The sequence below is a fragment of the Citrobacter sp. R56 genome (assembly GCF_016811995.1).
Taxonomy (GTDB): Bacteria; Pseudomonadota; Gammaproteobacteria; order Enterobacterales; family Enterobacteriaceae; genus Citrobacter_D; species Citrobacter_D enshiensis.
Window position 1 is genome coordinate 702,862 of the sequence record NZ_CP069159.1, and the last position, 17,557, is coordinate 720,418.

A 17,557-nucleotide genomic window follows, 5' to 3' on the forward strand; every position below is an offset into this window, starting at 1 on the left:
CGAAACGGGTTTTTGTGCTTATGAAATCAATGAATATTGCCGCCAGCGGTGAGCTGGTATCCTGCTTGTCTACCCACCGTCATGTGGTGGCGCTGGACAGTACCGATTTTACCGACGTCGCGGCAGTCGTCATTACCGTTGCGGACAGCCGTAGCGGCATTCTTTCCCTGCTCAAACGTACTGGCTTTCATTTGCCGGTATTTATGTTCTCAGAAGCGACGACAGATGCGCCTGCGGGCGTCGAAGTGGTCATTGCGGGCAGCGCGCAGGACTGGCTGGAGCTGGAGTCTGCCGCCTGCCGTTATGAAGAGGATCTGTTGCCACCATTTTATGACACGCTGACGCAGTACGTTGAGATGGGCAACAGTACCTTTGCGTGCCCCGGGCATCAGCACGGCGAGTTTTTTAAAAAACATCCTGCGGGTCGCCATTTTTACGACTTTTTCGGTGAAAACCTGTTTCGTGCCGACATGTGCAACGCCGATGTGAAGTTGGGCGATTTGCTGATCCATGAAGGATCGGCGAAGCATGCGCAGAAATTTGCCGCCAAAGTCTTCCATGCGGATAAAACCTATTTTGTGCTCAACGGAACGTCGGCGGCGAATAAAGTGGTCACCAACGCACTGCTGACACGCGGCGATCTGGTGCTGTTTGATCGTAACAACCACAAGTCGAATCACCATGGCGCGCTGATTCAGGCGGGCGCTACGCCGGTTTACCTTGAGGCGGCACGTAACCCGTTTGGTTTTATCGGCGGCATTGATGAGCATTGTTTTAACGAGGCGTATCTGCGCGAGCAAATTCGCAATGTCGCGCCGGAAAAGGCAGATAAAGCGCGGCCCTTCCGTCTGGCCATTATTCAGCTTGGCACCTATGACGGCACTATCTACAACGCACGCCAGGTGATCGACAAGATAGGTCATCTTTGCGACTACATCCTGTTTGACTCGGCCTGGGTGGGTTATGAGCAATTTATCCCAATGATGGCCGATGGCTCGCCGTTGTTGCTGGAGCTGAATGAAAACGATCCGGGCATTTTCGTTACCCAGTCTGTCCATAAACAGCAGGCCGGCTTCTCGCAAACCTCGCAGATCCACAAGAAAGATAACCATATTCGCGGCCAGGCGCGTTTCTGCCCGCATAAGCGGCTGAATAATGCCTTTATGCTCCATGCGTCGACCAGTCCGTTCTATCCGCTGTTTGCGGCGCTGGATGTTAACGCCAAAATTCATGAAGGGGAGAGTGGTCGACGTTTGTGGGCGGAATGCGTCACGCTGGGTATTGAAGCGCGTAAAGCCATTCTCGCCAGCTGTAAGATGCTTCTGCCTTTTATTCCTCCCATCGTCGACGGCAAACCGTGGCAGGAACATTCCACATCGGTGATTGCCAGTGAGCGCCGCTTCTTCAGTTTTGAACCCGGTGCGAAATGGCACGGCTTTGAAGGGTATGCCGACGATCAGTATTTTGTCGATCCCTGTAAGCTGCTGCTGACAACGCCTGGCATTGATGCCCAGACCGGGCGTTATACCGATTTTGGGATCCCAGCCACCATTCTGGCGCACTATCTGCGCGAAAACGGTATCGTGCCGGAGAAATGCGATCTCAACTCGATTTTATTCCTCCTGACGCCAGCTGAAAGCGCTGACAAAATGGCGCAACTGGTGGCGATGCTGGCGCAGTTTGAACAGCATATTGAAGACGATACGCCGCTTTCAGAGGTGTTGCCGACCATCTTCAATAAATACCCGGTGCGCTATCGCGACTATACCCTGCGCGAACTGTGCCAGGAGATGCACGATCTGTACGTCAGCTTCGATGTTAAAGATCTGCAAAAAGCGATGTTCCGTCAGGTGAGTTTGCCAAAGGTGGCGATGAATCCTCAGGATGCCAACAGCGCGTTTATCCGTGGTGATGTCGAGCTGGTACGTATTTGCGATGCAGAAGGTCGTATCGCGGCGGAAGGGGCGCTACCTTACCCTCCTGGCGTCCTGTGTGTGGTCCCCGGTGAAGTGTGGGGCGGGGCGGTCCAGCGTTACTTCCTCGCGCTGGAAGAGGGGGTGAACCTGTTGCCAGGTTTCTCACCAGAGCTACAGGGCGTGTACAGCGAAACAGACACAGACGGCATTAAGCGTTTGTATGGCTATGTGCTGAGGTAAGTACGAAAAAAAACGGGTCACCCAAAGGCGACCCGTTTTTGTCAGAGAAGAATTAATGTGTCACGGTCTGAGAGCCTGTTGGCGTGCGGACGTGTTTGTATTTAAACAGGGCGACGAACGCGAAAGCCAGAATCAGAGAGTAGCCGGCGAAAATCAGCCACACGGTTTGCCAATCGGTAATACCGTTCAGTGTGTAATGCTCAACCACTTTCCCGCTGACCACACCTCCCAGGATGCAACCGAAACCGTTGGTCATCATCAGGAACATACCCTGTGCGCTGGCGCGGATTTCAGGGCGGACTTCTTTTTCAACAAACACCGAACCGGAGATGTTGAAGAAGTCGAAGGCGCAGCCGTAAACAATCATCGACAGAACCAGCAGCACGGTACCGAACGGCGTCGGGTCGCCATACGCGAACAGACCGAAGCGCAGCATCCACGCCACAATACTGATCAGCATAACGTTCTTAATGCCGTAGCGGCTCAGGAAGAACGGGATCGTCAGGATAAACAGGGTTTCGGAGATCTGCGAAATCGACATCATCACCGAGGCGTGCTGCACGATAAAGCTGCTGGCAAACAGCGGGTCTTTATCGAAGCTGTGCAGGAAGGTGTTCCCGAACATGTTGGTGATTTGCAGTTCAGCGCCCAGCATCATTGAGAAGATGAAGAAGATCGCCATACGCTTGTTTTTAAACAGCGCGAAGGCATCCAGACCCAACATTGAGGTCCAGCTCTGGTTTTTCTGCTGGTTGGCTACCGGAATATGTGGCAGCGTCAGGGTGAACAGCGCCAGAACAACGGAGAGGACGGCACCAATGTACAGCTGCATATGGCTCAATTCGAAACCGGAGAAGCTCACACCCCACATGGCAAAGATAAAGCCGATGGTGCCCCAGATACGGATTGGCGGGAAGTCGGTCACAATGTCCATCCCCGCAGATTGCAAGCGGTAGTAGGAGATGGTGTTGATCAGACCCAACGTCGGCATATAGGCCAACGAGTTAAGGAGGATCACGAAGAACATTGCGCCCGGCGTGGTCACCTCCGCTGCCATAAACAGCGTTGCGGCGCCAACTATGTGGCAAATGGCATACACCCACTTCGCACTTAACCATTTGTCCGCCACAATCCCTAACAGCGTAGGCATCAGGACGGCGGCGATCCCCAGGGAGCTATAAACAGCACCGATGGAGGCACCGTCAAACTTAAGGGTGACAAACATATATGAGCCGAGGGTCGTGAGCCAGCTTCCCCACAGGCAGAACTGCAGAAAGGAGAGGACTTTCAGCTGCAGCTTAAGATTCATGTTAATTTCCTCACACCGTAATGCGGATGAATGTTTTAAAAGGCACATTTGCCGTTGCAATATGATGTGATTCTATCAACGACAGACCTTCGTTTTTTGTTACCTGTGACAAATATTTGCAAACATTTTCCTATTGCAAGGCAAAAGGGTGATGGAGTTAACACTTTTATACCCCGCCCTCGTGGTTTCCAGAGGGCGGGAGGGGACGCAGAGAGGCTATTTACGGCGATATGATTTTTGCGCCGAATTGACCTTATACAAATAACGACGCGATTCTGCAGAAGGGTGTCGGGTGGTCAGCGTCTGGTAAACATCTCCCGGCGACATGCTGTTAATAATAGCAGCAGCCCGGATCTTATCATTGGAGAATACGCGCAATACGCTGCCCGCGCCGCCATTGTAGGCCGTGATCACCGCGTAGCGTCGTGATGTCGGGTTATCGATCCCCCCTAAATACACATTATTGAGCATCGCCAGATAGGCGGTGCCGGTATCAATGTTACTGGCAGGATCGAACAGGAAGCTGCGGCTTGGGGTGCCCGAACGTCCCTGCGAACGGAAAACGTCTTTCCCGGCGCTATGCTGAACCACCTGCATCAGACCCAGCGCGTCGGCATGACTGACCGCGTACGGGTTAAAGGAAGATTCAGTCTGCATAATCGCCAGAATGAGTGATTCTTCGACGCCATATTTCCGTGATGCCTGACGCACCATACCAAGGTATTTATGCGCGCGTTTATCAAGGTGGTTTGGGACAAGGTTGATGGTGACGCTGTAAATGATGCGCAGACCGTTGCTGCGGCTCTTAAGCCGGGTTTTCAGCAGATAATCGGCGAAGTTTGTCGCCCGTCCCTCCCAGCGAATGGCCTGGCCTGTGTGATCCACTACCTGACCGTACAGGAATGGCTCCTTGGAGATCTGAATATCATCAACGTCAGAATAGAGATCGACGGTTGTCGGATCGTCGCCCATTAACAGTGTCTTGATAATGGCCCGACGCAGATGCCCGGCGGGATCTGTTCCGGCAATGGTTTCAACGGTGATGGTACCGGCATCAAAGTTGATATGGCTGCGGGTCTGAAACTGATCGGTGTATTTCACATAGTCTTTTGGACCGGCGATCAGAACTTCCTTGAACCCCCACAGATTTTCAATGTTATGGGCAAATTGCCCCATCAAAATATCAAAACCGTTGGTATCCTTGACCCAGGCTTCATTGTACGAATCGCCTTTGTTGGTCGAACTGGAACAGGAGATGAGCAACGGCGCAACAAGTGCAAGCGCGAAAAATTTTTTCATCATTCCGGGAGTGCGTGTTGTGTTGTTATGTGATGTGAAAAAGGGCGGTTAAGCCCTTATTTTTTGTCTTCCGGCGTATAGCCTTCAATGTGTACATCTTTGCCTTCAAACAGGAAGTTAATCATCTCCTGTTCCAGCAATTTACGATGCTCAATATTCATCATGTTGAGTTTCTTTTCGTTGATCAGCATCGTTTGTTTATGCTGCCACTGCGCCCAGGCTTCTTTGGAGATTTCGTTATAGATGCGTTTTCCCAGTTCGCCTGGGTACAGCTGAAAATCCTGGCCTTCGGCATCACGTTGCAGGAAAGTACAAAAAATCGTTCTGCTCATAAATTATCCTCTTTATCGCCCGACGGCTTAAACCAAAGCGCCGGTGCGTAACTGCTGTAACAAACGCTCCACGGGAGCCGCCAGTCCGACCGACGGCGGTTGCGCTAAGTTATACCAGAGCGCGTTGCCTTCATCCATGCATGAGGTGAAGGAAGACACGGGAATCCACATGGGCACAATATCCAGATGGAAATGGCTGAAGGTATGGCGAAACGCATTCAGCTGACTAAGTTTATCAGCTTTAATATTCCGTTGCGCCAGCCACTTACGCAGGCCATCCTCATCTTCAAACTGAGGAAAACAGTACAATCCCCCCCACAGTCCGCTGGGCGGCCGCTGTGCCAGCAGCACGGTGTCTTCATGCTGCATCAGCAAAAAATAGCCTGTCCGTTCTGGTAGCGTCTGTTTCGGTTTTTTGCCGGGGTAGAGCGACCAGCTGTCGTTGGCGGTCGCAATGCAGCCGTTTTGTAGTGGGCAAAGGGAGCATTTTGGCTTCGACCGCGTACACACCATCGCGCCTAAATCCATCATTGCCTGGTTAAAGCGCTCAACACCGTTGGCAGGCGTGACCTGTTCACTGATCTCCCACAGTTTTTTCTCGACCTCTTTTTTGCCCGGCCAGCCGCTCACCGCGTAGCAGCGCGCCAGCACACGCTTGACGTTGCCGTCGAGAATCGGGAAATGTTTGCCCAGTGAGAGAGAAAGTACGGCACCTGCAGTAGAACGCCCGATGCCAGGCAATGCCGCCACTTCATCGAAGGTCTCCGGAAACTGACCGCCATGTAGCGTGACAACCTGTTGGGCCGCTTTGTGCAGATTTCGCGCTCGCGCGTAATAACCTAAACCGGTCCATAAATGCAGCACTTCGTCCAGCGGCGCATTGGCTAAATCCGTCACCGTGGGAAAACGCGACATAAAGCGTTCAAAATAGGGAATAACCGTGGCAACCTGAGTTTGTTGCAACATGACTTCTGAGAGCCATACTTTGTAAGGCGTCTTGTCAATTTGCCAGGGCAGCGTTTTCCGCCCGTATTTGTCGTACCAGCCCAACACCTGAGCTGAAAATTGAGACGCTTGCATGGTCACCGCTTAATATTTGCTGGGGGGCAGATTGCAGCACAGAGGCAACAGGGTGTAAACCGGAACTTTCCGGTGCTGACTTTCTTCCTTTACTTGCATCCGCCAACTAACTTTGGATAATGCCCGTTTTCGCAACTCAATCACAAGCAGACTTAACTTTTATGAAGAACGACGTCATTTCACCGGAATTTGATGAAAACGGCCGCCCGTTGCGCCGTATTCGTAGTTTTGTTCGTCGCCAGGGGCGACTGACGAAAGGGCAGGAGCACGCGCTGGAAAACTACTGGCCGGTGATGGGCGTTGAATTCAGCGAAGATCCTGTGGATTTTGTGGCGCTGTTTGGCCGTGAAGCGCCGATCACGCTGGAGATCGGTTTTGGGATGGGCGCATCGCTGGTGGCGATGGCAAAAGAACGTCCGGAACAGAATTTCCTCGGCATTGAAGTGCATTCACCGGGGGTGGGCGCATGCCTGGCCTCTGCCCATGAGGAAGGGGTTGAGAACCTGCGAGTGATGTGCCATGACGCGGTCGAAGTGCTGCATAAAATGATTCCTGACAATTCTTTATCCATGGTTCAGCTCTTTTTCCCTGACCCGTGGCATAAAGCGCGTCATAATAAACGCCGTATCGTTCAGGTACCGTTTGCTGAGCTTGTGAAGAGCAAGCTGAAGCTGGGCGGTGTTTTCCACATGGCGACCGACTGGGAAGCCTATGCAGAACACATGCTTGAGGTGATGACCTCCATCGACGGGTATAAAAACCAGTCTGAAACCAACGATTATGTACCGCGCCCGCAATCGCGCCCGGTAACCAAATTTGAACAGCGTGGTCATCGTCTTGGCCACGGCGTATGGGACTTAATGTTCGAGAGGGTGAAATAATGGCAAAGAACCGTAGCCGTCGTCTGCGTAAAAAAATGCATATCGACGAATTCCAGGAATTAGGATTTTCGGTTGCATGGCGTTTTCCGGAAGGTACATCTGAAGAGCAGGTTGATAAAATCGTTGATGATTTTATTAATGACGTCATTGAACCGAACAAACTGGCCTTTGACGGCAGCGGTTATCTGGCCTGGGAAGGTCTGATCTGCATGCAGGAAATCGGTAAATGCACGGAAGAACATCAGGCGATAGTTCGTAAATGGCTGGAAGAGCAAAAACTTGAAGAAGTGCGCACCAGCGAACTTTTCGATGTTTGGTGGGACTAACAAAACATACGGGGCCAGCATTTGCTGGCCCGATTTGTCTTGAGGGAAAGTTATGATGCGCAAAACGCTGCTGGCGGCAGTTCTAACGTTCACGGCGATGGCCGCACACGCAGATTACAAATGCAGCGTCACACCGCGTGACGATGTGATTTTGAGCCCGCAAACGGTGCAGGTGAAAGGCGAAAATGGCAACCTGGTCATTACGCCGGACGGCAACGTGACATTCAACGATAAGTCGTACACCCTGAGCGCTGCACAGCGTGAACAGGCGAAAGATTACCAGTCTGAATTACGCAGCGCGTTACCGTGGATTGATGAAGGCGCCAGAAACCGGGTCGAGAAAAGCCGTGTGGCGCTGGACAAAATCATCGCCAAAGAAGTGGGTGAAAGCAGCAGTATGCGCGGCCGTTTGACCAAACTTGATGCGCAACTGAAAGAGCAGATGAACCGTATTATCGAACATCGCACGGACGGCCTGACATTCCACTACAAGGCGATTGATCAGGTGCGTGCGGATGGTCAGCAACTGGTGAATCAGGCGATGGGCGGCATCCTGCAGGACAGCATTAATGAGATGGGTGCCAAAGCGGTGCTCAAAGGCGGTGGTAATCCACTGCAAGGCGTACTGGGAAGCCTGGGGGGCTTGCAAACATCGATTCAAAACGAATGGAAGAATCAGGAAAAAGACTTCCAGCAGTTTGGCAAAGATGTCTGCAGCCGCGTCGTGACGCTGGAAGATAATCGTAAAGCGTTGGTCAGTAGCCTGAAATAATCCTTTCTGTTTTTTTAAGCAACGGCACGGTTTTGTGCCGTTTTGTTTTGTCTATTTCCCTCATTTTGATATCCATCTCTAAAATCAATACATTGGATGACATATTTATCTGTTTAATTGGAAGGCATCACATTATTCATCTCCTGGCTTGCGATAATGCGTCAACTTTTTACGTAACTGGAGAAATAACATGGAGTTTTTCAAGAAAACGGCACTTGCCGCACTGGTTATGGGGTTCAGCGGTGCCGCGCTCGCTTTACCTAATGTCACTATTTTAGCCACCGGTGGGACGATTGCCGGCGGCGGTGACTCAGCAACAAAATCGAACTACACAGCCGGTAAAGTTGGCGTTGAAAACCTGGTGAATGCAGTGCCTCAGCTCAAGGATATTGCTGTGGTGAAAGGCGAACAGGTCGTGAATATCGGTTCTCAGGATATGAACGATGAGGTCTGGTTAACGCTGGCGAAGAAGATCAATACCGAGTGTGATAAAACCGACGGCTTCGTCATCACTCACGGCACCGATACCATGGAAGAGACCGCCTACTTCCTCGACCTGACCGTGAAGTGCAACAAACCTGTCGTGCTGGTCGGGGCAATGCGTCCTTCTACGGGGATGAGCGCAGACGGTCCGTTCAACCTCTATAATGCGGTGGTGACCGCAGCTGACAAAGCCTCTGCCAACCGTGGCGTGCTGGTGGTGATGAATGACACCGTTCTGGATGGTCGTGACGTCACGAAAACCAATACCACCGATGTCGCTACCTTTAAGTCCGTTAACTACGGACCGCTGGGTTACATCCACAACGGCAAAATCGACTATCAACGCACTCCGGCGCGTAAACACACTTCCGCCACGCCATTCGATGTCTCTAAGCTGAACGAACTGCCGAAGGTCGGGATTATCTATAACTATGCGAATGCGTCCGATCTGCCAGCAAAAGCGCTGGTTGATGCAGGTTATGACGGGATTGTGAGTGCGGGTGTCGGTAACGGTAACCTGTACAAAACAGTCTTTGATACCCTGGCGACAGCTGCGCAAAAAGGGACTGCCGTTGTTCGCTCTTCCCGCGTACCGACTGGTGCCACGACTCAGGATGCTGAAATCGATGATGCGAAGTACGGTTTTGTTGCATCTGGTTCGCTGAACCCACAGAAAGCCCGTGTGCTGCTGCAACTGGCTCTCACGCAAACCAAAGATCCAAAACAGATCCAGACGATGTTTAATCAGTATTAATCGTTTATGCCCCGGCCTGCTGGCTGGGGCAATTTCTGAAATATCTCCCGAACACCTAAATTGAATCATCAAGTAGCGGAAAGGATGCGCCCACGGGCGCATCCAGAATCACTCGGCAAGGAACAGCTCAAGAAGAGAGTTTAAGAACAGCTTGCCGTGCTGGGTAATTTGCCAGTACTCCTCGCACTCGGTCAGATAACCCTGGGCAATGGCTTCATCGATCTGCGTACGAATAGCGTCTTCAGTCAACCCGGTGTACTGCGTAAATTCGCTACGCGGTGCGGCTTCCAGCAGGCGGAAGCGGTTCATAAAGAACTCAAATGGCTTATCAGCCACTTCGACATCGCGCTGGCTTTCGAGATAACGCCCCTGCATATAACCGCGTGGATGACGTGTTTTGGTGGTACGCAGAATACGTCCATCCGGGAACGTCACTTTGCCATGTGCGCCACAACCAATGCCTAAGTAATCGCCAAAGCGCCAGTAGTTCAGGTTGTGCTGACACTGATATCCGGGTTTCGCGTACGCGGAGGTTTCATACTGCTGATAACCGGCTGCGGTTAATAACCGATGTCCCTGCTCGAAGATATCCCACAGGGCGTCGTCATCGGGTAATACCGGTGGACGCGAGCCGAACAGCGTATTGGGTTCGATGGTGAGCTGATACCAGGAAAGATGCGGCGGATTAAGCGCAATGGCTTGCTGTAAGTCGTCCAGCGCCTCTTCCAGCGTTTGATCCGGCAGGCCGTGCATCAGATCGAGATTGAAGCTGCGCAGCCCCAGCCCACTTGCCAGATACGCGGCGCGTTTGGCTTCTTCCGGGCCGTGAATACGCCCCAGACGCTGTAGCTTGGGTTCACTAAAACTCTGCACGCCAATGGAGATACGGTTCACCCCGGCGCGCTGATAGTCAGTAAAGCGATCCGCTTCGACGGTACCCGGATTCGCTTCCATTGTGATCTCTGCATCCGCCGCCAGGTTCAGGCGCGCCCGCACGCCATCCAGCAACGTTTGCATCGCCGGGCCGGAAAGCAGGCTCGGCGTACCGCCACCGATAAAAATAGTCTTTACTTCACGTCCCTGCGCGTAAGCCACTTCAGTATCCAAATCGCGCAACAGGTGCTGCACATAATCGTCGTGCGGCACTTCGCCTTTCAGCGCATGCGAGTTGAAATCGCAGTACGGGCATTTCTGCACGCACCACGGGATGTGAATATAGAGACTCAGCGGCGGCAGCTTAACCATGTCGTAAGGCGTCCAGCAGCAGCTTCAATGCTTGTCCACGATGCGAAATCGCGCTTTTCTCTTCACGGCTCAGTTCTGCGGCGGTTTTACCTTCAGACGGCACAAAGAAGATTGGATCGTAGCCAAAGCCGCCGTTGCCGGCTGCCTCACGGGTAATGACGCCCTGCCAGCTACCGTGGCACACCAGCGGCGTAGGATCTTCCGCGTGGCGCATATAGACCAGCACGCAGTGAAAGCGCGCCTGACGTTTATCGTCCGGTACATCCTGCAGGGCATCCAGCAGTTTTTCCAGGTTCTGCTGGTCGGTCGCATCTTCACCGGAATAACGTGCGGAATAGATACCCGGCGCGCCGCCCAATACGTCAACGGCCAGGCCGGAGTCGTCGGCAATGGCGGGCAGACCCGTCACCTGCGCGGCATGGCGAGCCTTCAGAATCGCATTTTCGATAAAGGTCAGGCCGGTCTCTTCGGCCGAGTCGACGCCCAGCGCCGTCTGCGCCACAACATCAAGCCCGAAATCGCTTAACAGCGAAGCCAGCTCACGCACTTTACCGGCATTGCCGGTAGCGAGGACTACTTTTTGCATAGGGATACCTAATCAGTTAACGCCGCAATTTCTGGCGGGATCTGTTGCGGATGAATGATTTTAACCTGTTTGTGGCGGCCAAGTTCGCCCTTTTCAATAACGACCTGGCTTTTGGCCACGCGGAACTGTTTGCTGAGAAACTTGACCAGATGGCTGTTTGCCTGGCCATCGACCGGTGGTGCGGTAATGGCGACTTTTACTTCGTCGCCATGTAAACCCACAATACTGTCACGGCTGGCTTTCGGCTGAATATAGAGCCGTAAAACCAGACCGTCATCGCAGGGTGTAACGGCACTCATAGCGCCATCCACAGCCCCGGCAGCAACATATTGCCCGTCGCCTGTAAAACCTCCGCGATGCCCATGTTGATGACATACAGCAACAGCACGAGGATCATCGGAGAGAAATCGATGCCGCCCATAGAAGGCAGTAACCGGCGAATCGGGCGCAGCAGCGGATCGGCAAGCTGGATGAGCACGTATTCAACCGGGCTGCGGCCCTGGCTTACCCAACTCATGATCGCCATCAGCAACAAAACCCAGAAAATCAGCAAACCGATGGTTTTCAGTACGATAAGTACGGCAGCAATCCAGATGATAGGCTGGAAAGTGACCACTTTAAACAGCGCTATCGCCTTGATAAAGCTGAGAATGAATGCCACCAGTACCGATGCGCTGTCAATCGGACCCATCGGCGGAATGACACGGCGCAGCGGCCCGATAATCGGTTGAGTGACTTTCACCACAAACTGCGAAAACGGGTTATAAAAATCACAGCGAGCCCACTGCATCCACACGCGCAGCAACAGCACCATGGTATACAGCTCAATAACGGTCGAGAGCAGGAAGGTCAACGTGTTCATGGCGTTCCTTAGTTTTCCTTAATTTTTTGTGTAATCACGTGCACCAAAAATAGCAGTGCCGATGCGCACCATCGTACTACCTGCCGCGATCGCGGCATCCATATCGTCTGACATACCCAGAGACAGCGTATCGACATCAGGGTAACGGGTCTTTAGACCGGCAAATGCTACAGCCATTTGACGGGCAACTTCAAACTGCCTTACATAATCTGACTCAGGCGCCGGGATCGCCATCAGTCCGCGAAGGCGAAGATGCGGCATTCCCGCCACTTCTGTTGCGAGCGCGTCCAGTTCCGTCAGCGGAATTCCTGACTTGCTATTCTCATCGCTGATATTGATTTGAATGAGTACGTTCAGCGGCGGCAGCGTTGCCGGGCGTTGTTCGTTCAGACGGGCAGCAATACGCAGACGGTCGATCGTATGACACCAGTCGAAATGTTCTGCGACCAGGCGGCTTTTGTTGGACTGCAACGGACCAATAAAGTGCCATTGCAATCCGTCGACGCCACTCTCCTGGAAATGGCGAATTTTTTCCACCCCTTCCTGAACGTAATTTTCGCCAAATGCGCGTTGCCCAGCGGTAATCGCTTCTGCGATGGCGCTCGCAGGCTTGGTTTTACTCACTGCAAGCAATGTAACGTCTTCTGAAGACCGCCCGCAACGCGTCGCAGCGGCTGAGATTTTGTCCCGGATCTGTGCCAGGTTATGCGCGATATCGTTCATTTTCCGAGGATGTTCATATGAATATGGAAGAAATTGTGGCCCTTAGTGTAAAGCATAACGTCTCGGATCTACACCTGTGTAATGCCTGGTCTGCGCGTTGGCGAAAACGGGGGCGGGTGGAGGTGGCTCCCTTTACGTCGCCGGACATTCAGGCGCTATTAGCGCAGTGGCTTAGTGACGCTCAGCAGGAACAACTGCGGAAAAACGGTCAGCTTGATTTTGCCGTGTCGCTGGCGGGGAACTTGCGGCTACGCGCCAGCGCTTTTGCTCACCAGCAGGGGACATCGCTGGCGCTGCGGTTGCTACCCGCCTCCTGCCCGATACTGGCGGAACTTCAGGCACCGCCCGTCTTAACGAACCTTCTGAGCTGCGAGAATGGACTTATTCTGGTGACCGGGGCCACTGGTAGTGGGAAATCGACCACTCTGGCGGCGATGGTTGAGTATCTCAACCAGCATACTGAGGCGCATATTCTGACCCTTGAAGACCCCATCGAGTATTGTTACGCCAGTCAGCGTTGTTTGATCCAGCAGCGCGAGGTCGGTGTACATTGCAGTTCGTTTGCCTCCGGGCTACGTGCGGCATTGCGGGAAGATCCTGACGTTATTTTACTGGGCGAACTGCGAGACAGCGAAACGATCCGTCTGGCGTTGACCGCAGCAGAAACAGGGCATCTGGTTCTGGCAACGCTGCACACGCGTGGCGCGGCGCAAGCCATTGAGCGATTGATCGACTCTTTTCCGGCACAGGAGAAAGATCCGGTACGCAGTCAACTGGCGGGCAGTTTGCGTGCGGTATTGTCGCAAAAACTGGAAAAAGACAAACAGGACGGGCGCGTGGCGCTGTTTGAGTTACTCATCAATACGCCAGCGGCAGGGAATCTGATCCGGGAAGGGAAGAGTCACCAACTGCCCGGTATAATCCAGACCGGGCAGCAGATGGGAATGCAGACCTTCGCCCAAAGCCTGCAGCAGCGACAGGCGCAAGGGAGGCTTTAGAACGCGTCAGGGCGATACGCACAGCCATGACCACGGACTGAGGGAGATCAGTACCCTTGCTCGAAATAACTTTCGAGAATGATGACCGCAGAGGCGGAATCGACCTTGCCCTTGGTTAGCGCCCGGAATCCGCCTTGTTCAAACAGGCCGGAGCGTGCTTCAACCGTGCTAAGCCGTTCGTCATGCAGACTCACCGTCACGCCAAATCGACCGTGAATACGGTTGGCAAACTTGCGTGCCCGGGCGGTCAGCGGCTGTTCTGTGCCATCCATATTGAGCGGCAGTCCCACAATCACCTCGTCGGGTTGCCACTCTTTGAGCAGGCGTTCGATGAGGTTCCAGTCAGGGGTTCCATCCTGCGCTTTGATAGCAGGCAGCGGGCGGGCAGTGCCGGTGATCCGCTGGCCAATCGCGACGCCAATACTTTTCGTGCCAAAATCGAAGGCCAGTAAGGTTCCGCTCATCAGGCGTGCCCCGCCACGCCAGGCATGGTCAGGATATCAATCCCAATCAGTCTGGCTGCTTCGCGCCAACGATCGGCAATCGGCGTTTTGAATAAAATATTGAGATCCGCAGGTGCTGTCAGCCAGGCGTTATCCAGTAACTCTTGTTCCAGCTGGCCTTTTTCCCATGAGGAGTATCCCAGGGCTACCAGCACCTCAGTAGGTTGTTCTTGTGTGCCCAGGGTTTCCAGCACGTCACGGGAGGTGGTGATCACGGTGTTATCTGAAATCCGAATACTGGACGAAAAACGCGATGGCGGGGTATGCAGAATAAACCCTCGGTCTTCTGCCAGCGGGCCACCCAGCATCACGGCTTTATCCAGGCGAATGGCGGGATCACGGGGTTCCGGCGCTATTTTCAGCTTTTCCAGAATCCCTTCAATTTGTAGATTTTCCAGTGGCTTATTGATGATGATCCCCATTGCGCCATTTTCATTATGTTCGCAAATATAGACCACAGAGCGGCGGAAAATCGGATCCTGAAGAGCAGGCATGGCAATAAGAAAGTGATGCTGTAAATTCATTGTCAGAGGTTCTGTTCCTGGTTTAAAAAGCAACAGGGGTCAGTATGTGGGTAAAGAGCACGGATGTCACTACCGTAGGCCGGATAAGACGCTCGCGTCGCCATCCGGCATCGGTGTTTTAATGCCTGATGGCGCTACGCTTATCAGGCCTACAAAGGTCGTCATCCTGCAAACGGCTTACTTCTGCAGACGCGCTTCAATCGCGTCCATCAGCATACCGGTAATCGAGACCGGGAATTCTGCTTCAATCTCGCGAATACAGGTTGGGCTGGTGACGTTAATTTCGGTCAGACGGTCGCCAATGATGTCCAGACCGACGAAAATAAGCCCTTTCGCTTTCAGCGTTGGCCCAATACGACGGGCAATATCCCAGTCGCTTTCCGTTAACGGACGCGGTTCGCCACGGCCGCCAGCGGCCAGATTACCGCGGGTTTCACCGCCCTGCGGAATACGCGCAAGGCAGTACGGCACCGGTTCGCCATCCACCACCAGTACGCGCTTATCACCGTCTTTAATAGCGGGCAGATAGTTCTGCGCCATACAGTAGCGGGTGCCGTGTTCGGTCAGCGTTTCGGCAATCACGCCGAGGTTGGGATCGCCTTCCTTCACGCGGAAGATCGACGCGCCACCCATACCGTCCAACGGTTTGAGAATGATATCGCTGTGTTTTTGCCAGAAGGCTTTCAGCTGCGCTTTGTTGCGGGTGACCAACGTTTCTGGCGTCAGATCGGAGAACCAGGCGGTGAACAGCTTTTCATTGCAGTCGCGCAGGCTCTGTGGCTTGTTCACAATCAGCGTGCCTTTCTCTTCTGCACGTTCCAGAATATAGGTGGCGTAGATAAACTCAGTGTCAAACGGCGGATCTTTACGCATCAGAATGACGTCCAGATCCGCCAGCGGCAGATCCTGTTCGCCGGTAAAGTCGTACCATTTGTCGTAGTTCTGCTCGACGCTCAGGGTACGCGTGCGGGCACGGGCTTCACCGTTAATCAGATAAAGATCGGCCATCTCCATATAATGAAGTTCGTAGCCGCGGCGCTGTGCTTCCAGCAGCATAGCGAAGCTGGAATCTTTCTTGATGTTGATGCTTGCGATGGGATCCATCACGATGCCGAGCTTGATCATTGTTCTTCTCCGTTAGCCCAGATCGCCAAATCGCACCTGAAGCGCGGTAATGGCGGTGAGCGCAGTTGTCTCAGTACGCAGAACGCGAGGTCCTAACAGGATATCAGTAAACTGGTAGCGTGCGGTCATGGCAATTTCGTCTGCCGACAGCCCGCCTTCCGGACCAATCAACAGACGAATACGTTCAACCGGCAGCGGTAACGTGTTGATACTGGCGCTGGCGCGCGGGTGAAGATTCAGCTTCAGCCCTTCATCTTGCTCTGCACACCAGGCTTCCAGATCCATGGCCGGACGAATTTCCGGCACCCGATTACGACCGCACTGTTCACAGGCGGCAATGGCGATTTTTTGCCACTGCTGGAGCTTCTTATTCAGACGTTCGCTGTCCAGTTTAACGCCGCAGCGCTCAGAAAAAAGTGGCGTAATGAGGCTTACACCCAGTTCTATTGATTTCTGGATAGTGAATTCCATTTTTTCACCGCGTGACATCACTTGTCCGAGGTGAATATGCAGCGGGGACTCACGGTCGTCGAATTCACCGCTGAGTATCTTCACCTCCACGCTTTTTTTGCTGGCGCTGGCTATTTCGGCATCAAAGACCTGGTTGCTGCCGTCAAACAGTTGCAAAGCCTGCCCCGGACCCATGCGTAACACGCGACCGATATGGTTGGCGGCATCTTCGCACAGTGAAATCTGGCTGCCAGAAGAGAGAGGTTCAGGGTGGTAAATGCGGGGAATGCGCATGGTTTAAAATCCGCGTATCTCCCCACGCAAGCGAGTCGCGTGGGGGTTGGGTTAACAATTATTCCCGCTAGTGTAGGTTAGCTCTTTTGCGCCTGGCAAGCGCGTTGCACGTACGGGTTGTGGTTCCCTTGTACTCTGGCGATGCGTTCGTCGCGTTCGCATTCCCAGTCGGTGACCGGATATTGCTTATCCCAGGCGTTGAAAAGTTGTGTCTGCTGGCGGGAAAGGTTCAGGTTGTATTGATCGCGCATATAAAAGTAGGTACGGGCAATCGAACCCCGTGCGCGCGCTGGCGGTTCAGCCACTTTCTCTTTGAAATCGACCTTCATCGCGCACTGTCCATACTGGCCTTCGCCGCCGTTCCACTGGCTGTACATGAAGTTAGCGCGATCGCCGTTGACTTCACCGACCGCCGGTTGCAGGTTATGCATGTCGCTTTCCATCTTGCGGTATTCCGGGTCTTTGGCGCAGTTTTTACGCCCCCCTTCTTGCCAGCACTGACGCTGGTGGCCAAATTGCCAGGCGGGCACCACGTGTTCCCATTCGATTCTGCTGGCGCGGTTTTCATTTTTGCGCACTTTATAACCGCAGGAGTTCAGGTCTACGACACCTTTTTTACCCTGCCAGTCAATTTTGCATCCACAGTAGAAGTCGCCGGGTACGTCAGCATTGACCTTGACGCCAGCGGCTTTTGCCTGAGAAAAACTGTTAATGCCTTCGGCCAGCGCCGGGCCTGAGAGAGCAGTTGCCAGAAACGCCACTGCAAAAGTGAGATTACGGTACATCACGAACTCCGTGTTAAATCGAGCTCGCAACGTAACGAAAGTTGTTCCTGTATGCAATCAGTCAGATCAG

The 17,557-nt window shown here is 53.2% G+C and carries 20 protein-coding genes; 6 read left to right on the forward strand and 14 right to left on the reverse strand.

All coding sequences use genetic code 11. The features are described 5' to 3' along the window. The first annotated feature begins 20 nt into the window (after positions 1–20). On the forward strand, positions 21–2,156 hold the full coding sequence (locus JM656_RS03375; protein WP_203360004.1) for an ornithine decarboxylase: 2,136 nt from the start codon (positions 21–23) through the stop codon (positions 2,154–2,156). A gap of 52 nt (positions 2,157–2,208) precedes the next feature. Here JM656_RS03375 and JM656_RS03380 read toward each other — a convergent pair whose 3' ends face one another. The 4 genes from JM656_RS03380 to mutY form a co-directional block, all read right to left on the reverse strand. After that, positions 2,209–3,465, reverse strand: a complete 1,257-nt coding sequence (locus tag JM656_RS03380; RefSeq protein WP_203360005.1) for a nucleoside permease — start codon at positions 3,463–3,465, stop codon at positions 2,209–2,211. A 216-nt stretch (positions 3,466–3,681) separates the two neighbouring features. Beyond that, positions 3,682–4,767, reverse strand: a complete 1,086-nt coding sequence (gene mltC / locus JM656_RS03385; protein ID WP_203360006.1) for a membrane-bound lytic murein transglycosylase MltC — start codon at positions 4,765–4,767, stop codon at positions 3,682–3,684. Between the two features lie 53 nt (positions 4,768–4,820). Then, entirely contained in the window at positions 4,821–5,096 is a 276-nt protein-coding gene (locus JM656_RS03390; protein WP_192613456.1) for an oxidative damage protection protein, read from the reverse strand. 27 nt (positions 5,097–5,123) lie between these two features. Beyond that, positions 5,124–6,176 (reverse strand): A/G-specific adenine glycosylase, encoded by a 1,053-nt coding sequence (mutY, locus tag JM656_RS03395; protein WP_203360007.1) that lies wholly within the window; start codon positions 6,174–6,176, stop codon positions 5,124–5,126. Between the two features lie 161 nt (positions 6,177–6,337). Between mutY and trmB the strand changes: the two genes are divergently transcribed. The 4 genes from trmB to ansB all read left to right on the forward strand — a co-directional run bounded on the left by trmB (position 6,338) and on the right by ansB (position 9,392). Further along, entirely contained in the window at positions 6,338–7,057 is a 720-nt protein-coding gene (gene trmB / locus JM656_RS03400) for a tRNA (guanosine(46)-N7)-methyltransferase TrmB (RefSeq protein ID WP_203360008.1), read from the forward strand. Continuing rightward, on the forward strand, positions 7,057–7,383 hold the full coding sequence (locus JM656_RS03405) for a YggL family protein (protein ID WP_046497219.1): 327 nt from the start codon (positions 7,057–7,059) through the stop codon (positions 7,381–7,383). Before trmB ends, JM656_RS03405 begins: the two co-directional genes overlap by 1 nt. A 52-nt stretch (positions 7,384–7,435) precedes the next feature. Continuing rightward, positions 7,436–8,155, forward strand: coding sequence for a DUF2884 domain-containing protein (locus JM656_RS03410; protein WP_203360009.1), 720 nt, complete (start codon positions 7,436–7,438; stop codon positions 8,153–8,155). 190 nt (positions 8,156–8,345) lie between these two features. Continuing rightward, complete coding sequence (gene ansB / locus JM656_RS03415; protein ID WP_203360010.1) at positions 8,346–9,392, forward strand: L-asparaginase 2; 1,047 nt, start codon at positions 8,346–8,348, stop codon at positions 9,390–9,392. A 108-nt stretch (positions 9,393–9,500) separates the two neighbouring features. On the opposite strand, the gene hemW is transcribed toward ansB, so the two are convergent. Genes hemW through JM656_RS03440 form a run of 5 tightly spaced genes read right to left on the reverse strand, consistent with a single transcriptional unit; the run spans position 9,501 to position 12,808 of the window. Continuing rightward, positions 9,501–10,637 carry a radical SAM family heme chaperone HemW gene (gene hemW / locus JM656_RS03420; RefSeq protein ID WP_203360011.1) on the reverse strand — a complete coding sequence of 379 codons (1,137 nt, stop codon included), beginning with the start codon at positions 10,635–10,637 and terminating at the stop codon, positions 9,501–9,503. Beyond that, positions 10,630–11,223: an XTP/dITP diphosphatase gene (locus tag JM656_RS03425; RefSeq protein WP_192613450.1), complete on the reverse strand. Its 594-nt coding sequence runs from the start codon at positions 11,221–11,223 to the stop codon at positions 10,630–10,632. Before JM656_RS03425 ends, hemW begins: the two co-directional genes overlap by 8 nt. Positions 11,224–11,231: 8 nt before the next feature. Beyond that, a complete protein-coding gene (gene yggU / locus JM656_RS03430; RefSeq protein WP_203360012.1) occupies positions 11,232–11,522 on the reverse strand; it encodes a DUF167 family protein YggU in 291 nt (96 codons plus the stop codon). After that, positions 11,519–12,085 (reverse strand): YggT family protein, encoded by a 567-nt coding sequence (locus JM656_RS03435; protein WP_203360013.1) that lies wholly within the window; start codon positions 12,083–12,085, stop codon positions 11,519–11,521. Before JM656_RS03435 ends, yggU begins: the two co-directional genes overlap by 4 nt. 18 nt (positions 12,086–12,103) lie before the next feature. Then, a complete protein-coding gene (locus JM656_RS03440) occupies positions 12,104–12,808 on the reverse strand; it encodes a YggS family pyridoxal phosphate-dependent enzyme (RefSeq protein ID WP_203360014.1) in 705 nt (234 codons plus the stop codon). A 17-nt stretch (positions 12,809–12,825) separates the two neighbouring features. Between JM656_RS03440 and JM656_RS03445 the strand changes: the two genes are divergently transcribed. Continuing rightward, entirely contained in the window at positions 12,826–13,806 is a 981-nt protein-coding gene (locus JM656_RS03445; protein ID WP_203360015.1) for a type IV pilus twitching motility protein PilT, read from the forward strand. Positions 13,807–13,853: 47 nt separating this feature from the next. Here JM656_RS03445 and ruvX read toward each other — a convergent pair whose 3' ends face one another. The 5 genes from ruvX to endA all read right to left on the reverse strand — a co-directional run bounded on the left by ruvX (position 13,854) and on the right by endA (position 17,487). After that, the gene (ruvX, locus tag JM656_RS03450) at positions 13,854–14,270 is read right to left on the reverse strand and encodes a Holliday junction resolvase RuvX (protein ID WP_203360016.1); all 417 of its coding nucleotides are present in this window, start codon (positions 14,268–14,270) and stop codon (positions 13,854–13,856) included. After that, positions 14,270–14,833, reverse strand: coding sequence for a YqgE/AlgH family protein (locus JM656_RS03455; protein WP_203360017.1), 564 nt, complete (start codon positions 14,831–14,833; stop codon positions 14,270–14,272). Before JM656_RS03455 ends, ruvX begins: the two co-directional genes overlap by 1 nt. A gap of 177 nt (positions 14,834–15,010) precedes the next feature. Further along, positions 15,011–15,958 (reverse strand): glutathione synthase, encoded by a 948-nt coding sequence (gene gshB, locus JM656_RS03460; RefSeq protein ID WP_203360018.1) that lies wholly within the window; start codon positions 15,956–15,958, stop codon positions 15,011–15,013. A 12-nt stretch (positions 15,959–15,970) separates the two neighbouring features. Beyond that, positions 15,971–16,702, reverse strand: a complete 732-nt coding sequence (rsmE, locus tag JM656_RS03465) for a 16S rRNA (uracil(1498)-N(3))-methyltransferase (protein WP_203360019.1) — start codon at positions 16,700–16,702, stop codon at positions 15,971–15,973. A gap of 77 nt (positions 16,703–16,779) precedes the next feature. Continuing rightward, positions 16,780–17,487: a deoxyribonuclease I gene (endA, locus tag JM656_RS03470; protein ID WP_203360020.1), complete on the reverse strand. Its 708-nt coding sequence runs from the start codon at positions 17,485–17,487 to the stop codon at positions 16,780–16,782. Positions 17,488–17,557: the final 70 nt, after the last annotated feature.

Bases quoted from the DNA above. Each gene is read 5' to 3' on its own strand.
- JM656_RS03375 (WP_203360004.1), top strand. From the start codon at position 21: ATGAAATCAATGAATATTGCCGCCAGCGGTGAGCTGGTATCCTGCTTG.
- JM656_RS03380 (WP_203360005.1), bottom strand. From the start codon at position 3,465: ATGAATCTTAAGCTGCAGCTGAAAGTCCTCTCCTTTCTGCAGTTCTGC.
- mltC (WP_203360006.1), bottom strand. From the start codon at position 4,767: ATGATGAAAAAATTTTTCGCGCTTGCACTTGTTGCGCCGTTGCTCATC.
- JM656_RS03390 (WP_192613456.1), bottom strand. From the start codon at position 5,096: ATGAGCAGAACGATTTTTTGTACTTTCCTGCAACGTGATGCCGAAGGC.
- mutY (WP_203360007.1), bottom strand. From the start codon at position 6,176: ATGCAAGCGTCTCAATTTTCAGCTCAGGTGTTGGGCTGGTACGACAAA.
- trmB (WP_203360008.1), top strand. From the start codon at position 6,338: ATGAAGAACGACGTCATTTCACCGGAATTTGATGAAAACGGCCGCCCG.
- JM656_RS03405 (WP_046497219.1), top strand. From the start codon at position 7,057: ATGGCAAAGAACCGTAGCCGTCGTCTGCGTAAAAAAATGCATATCGAC.
- JM656_RS03410 (WP_203360009.1), top strand. From the start codon at position 7,436: ATGATGCGCAAAACGCTGCTGGCGGCAGTTCTAACGTTCACGGCGATG.
- ansB (WP_203360010.1), top strand. From the start codon at position 8,346: ATGGAGTTTTTCAAGAAAACGGCACTTGCCGCACTGGTTATGGGGTTC.
- hemW (WP_203360011.1), bottom strand. From the start codon at position 10,637: ATGGTTAAGCTGCCGCCGCTGAGTCTCTATATTCACATCCCGTGGTGC.
- JM656_RS03425 (WP_192613450.1), bottom strand. From the start codon at position 11,223: ATGCAAAAAGTAGTCCTCGCTACCGGCAATGCCGGTAAAGTGCGTGAG.
- yggU (WP_203360012.1), bottom strand. From the start codon at position 11,522: ATGAGTGCCGTTACACCCTGCGATGACGGTCTGGTTTTACGGCTCTAT.
- JM656_RS03435 (WP_203360013.1), bottom strand. From the start codon at position 12,085: ATGAACACGTTGACCTTCCTGCTCTCGACCGTTATTGAGCTGTATACC.
- JM656_RS03440 (WP_203360014.1), bottom strand. From the start codon at position 12,808: ATGAACGATATCGCGCATAACCTGGCACAGATCCGGGACAAAATCTCA.
- JM656_RS03445 (WP_203360015.1), top strand. From the start codon at position 12,826: ATGAATATGGAAGAAATTGTGGCCCTTAGTGTAAAGCATAACGTCTCG.
- ruvX (WP_203360016.1), bottom strand. From the start codon at position 14,270: ATGAGCGGAACCTTACTGGCCTTCGATTTTGGCACGAAAAGTATTGGC.
- JM656_RS03455 (WP_203360017.1), bottom strand. From the start codon at position 14,833: ATGAATTTACAGCATCACTTTCTTATTGCCATGCCTGCTCTTCAGGAT.
- gshB (WP_203360018.1), bottom strand. From the start codon at position 15,958: ATGATCAAGCTCGGCATCGTGATGGATCCCATCGCAAGCATCAACATC.
- rsmE (WP_203360019.1), bottom strand. From the start codon at position 16,702: ATGCGCATTCCCCGCATTTACCACCCTGAACCTCTCTCTTCTGGCAGC.
- endA (WP_203360020.1), bottom strand. From the start codon at position 17,487: ATGTACCGTAATCTCACTTTTGCAGTGGCGTTTCTGGCAACTGCTCTC.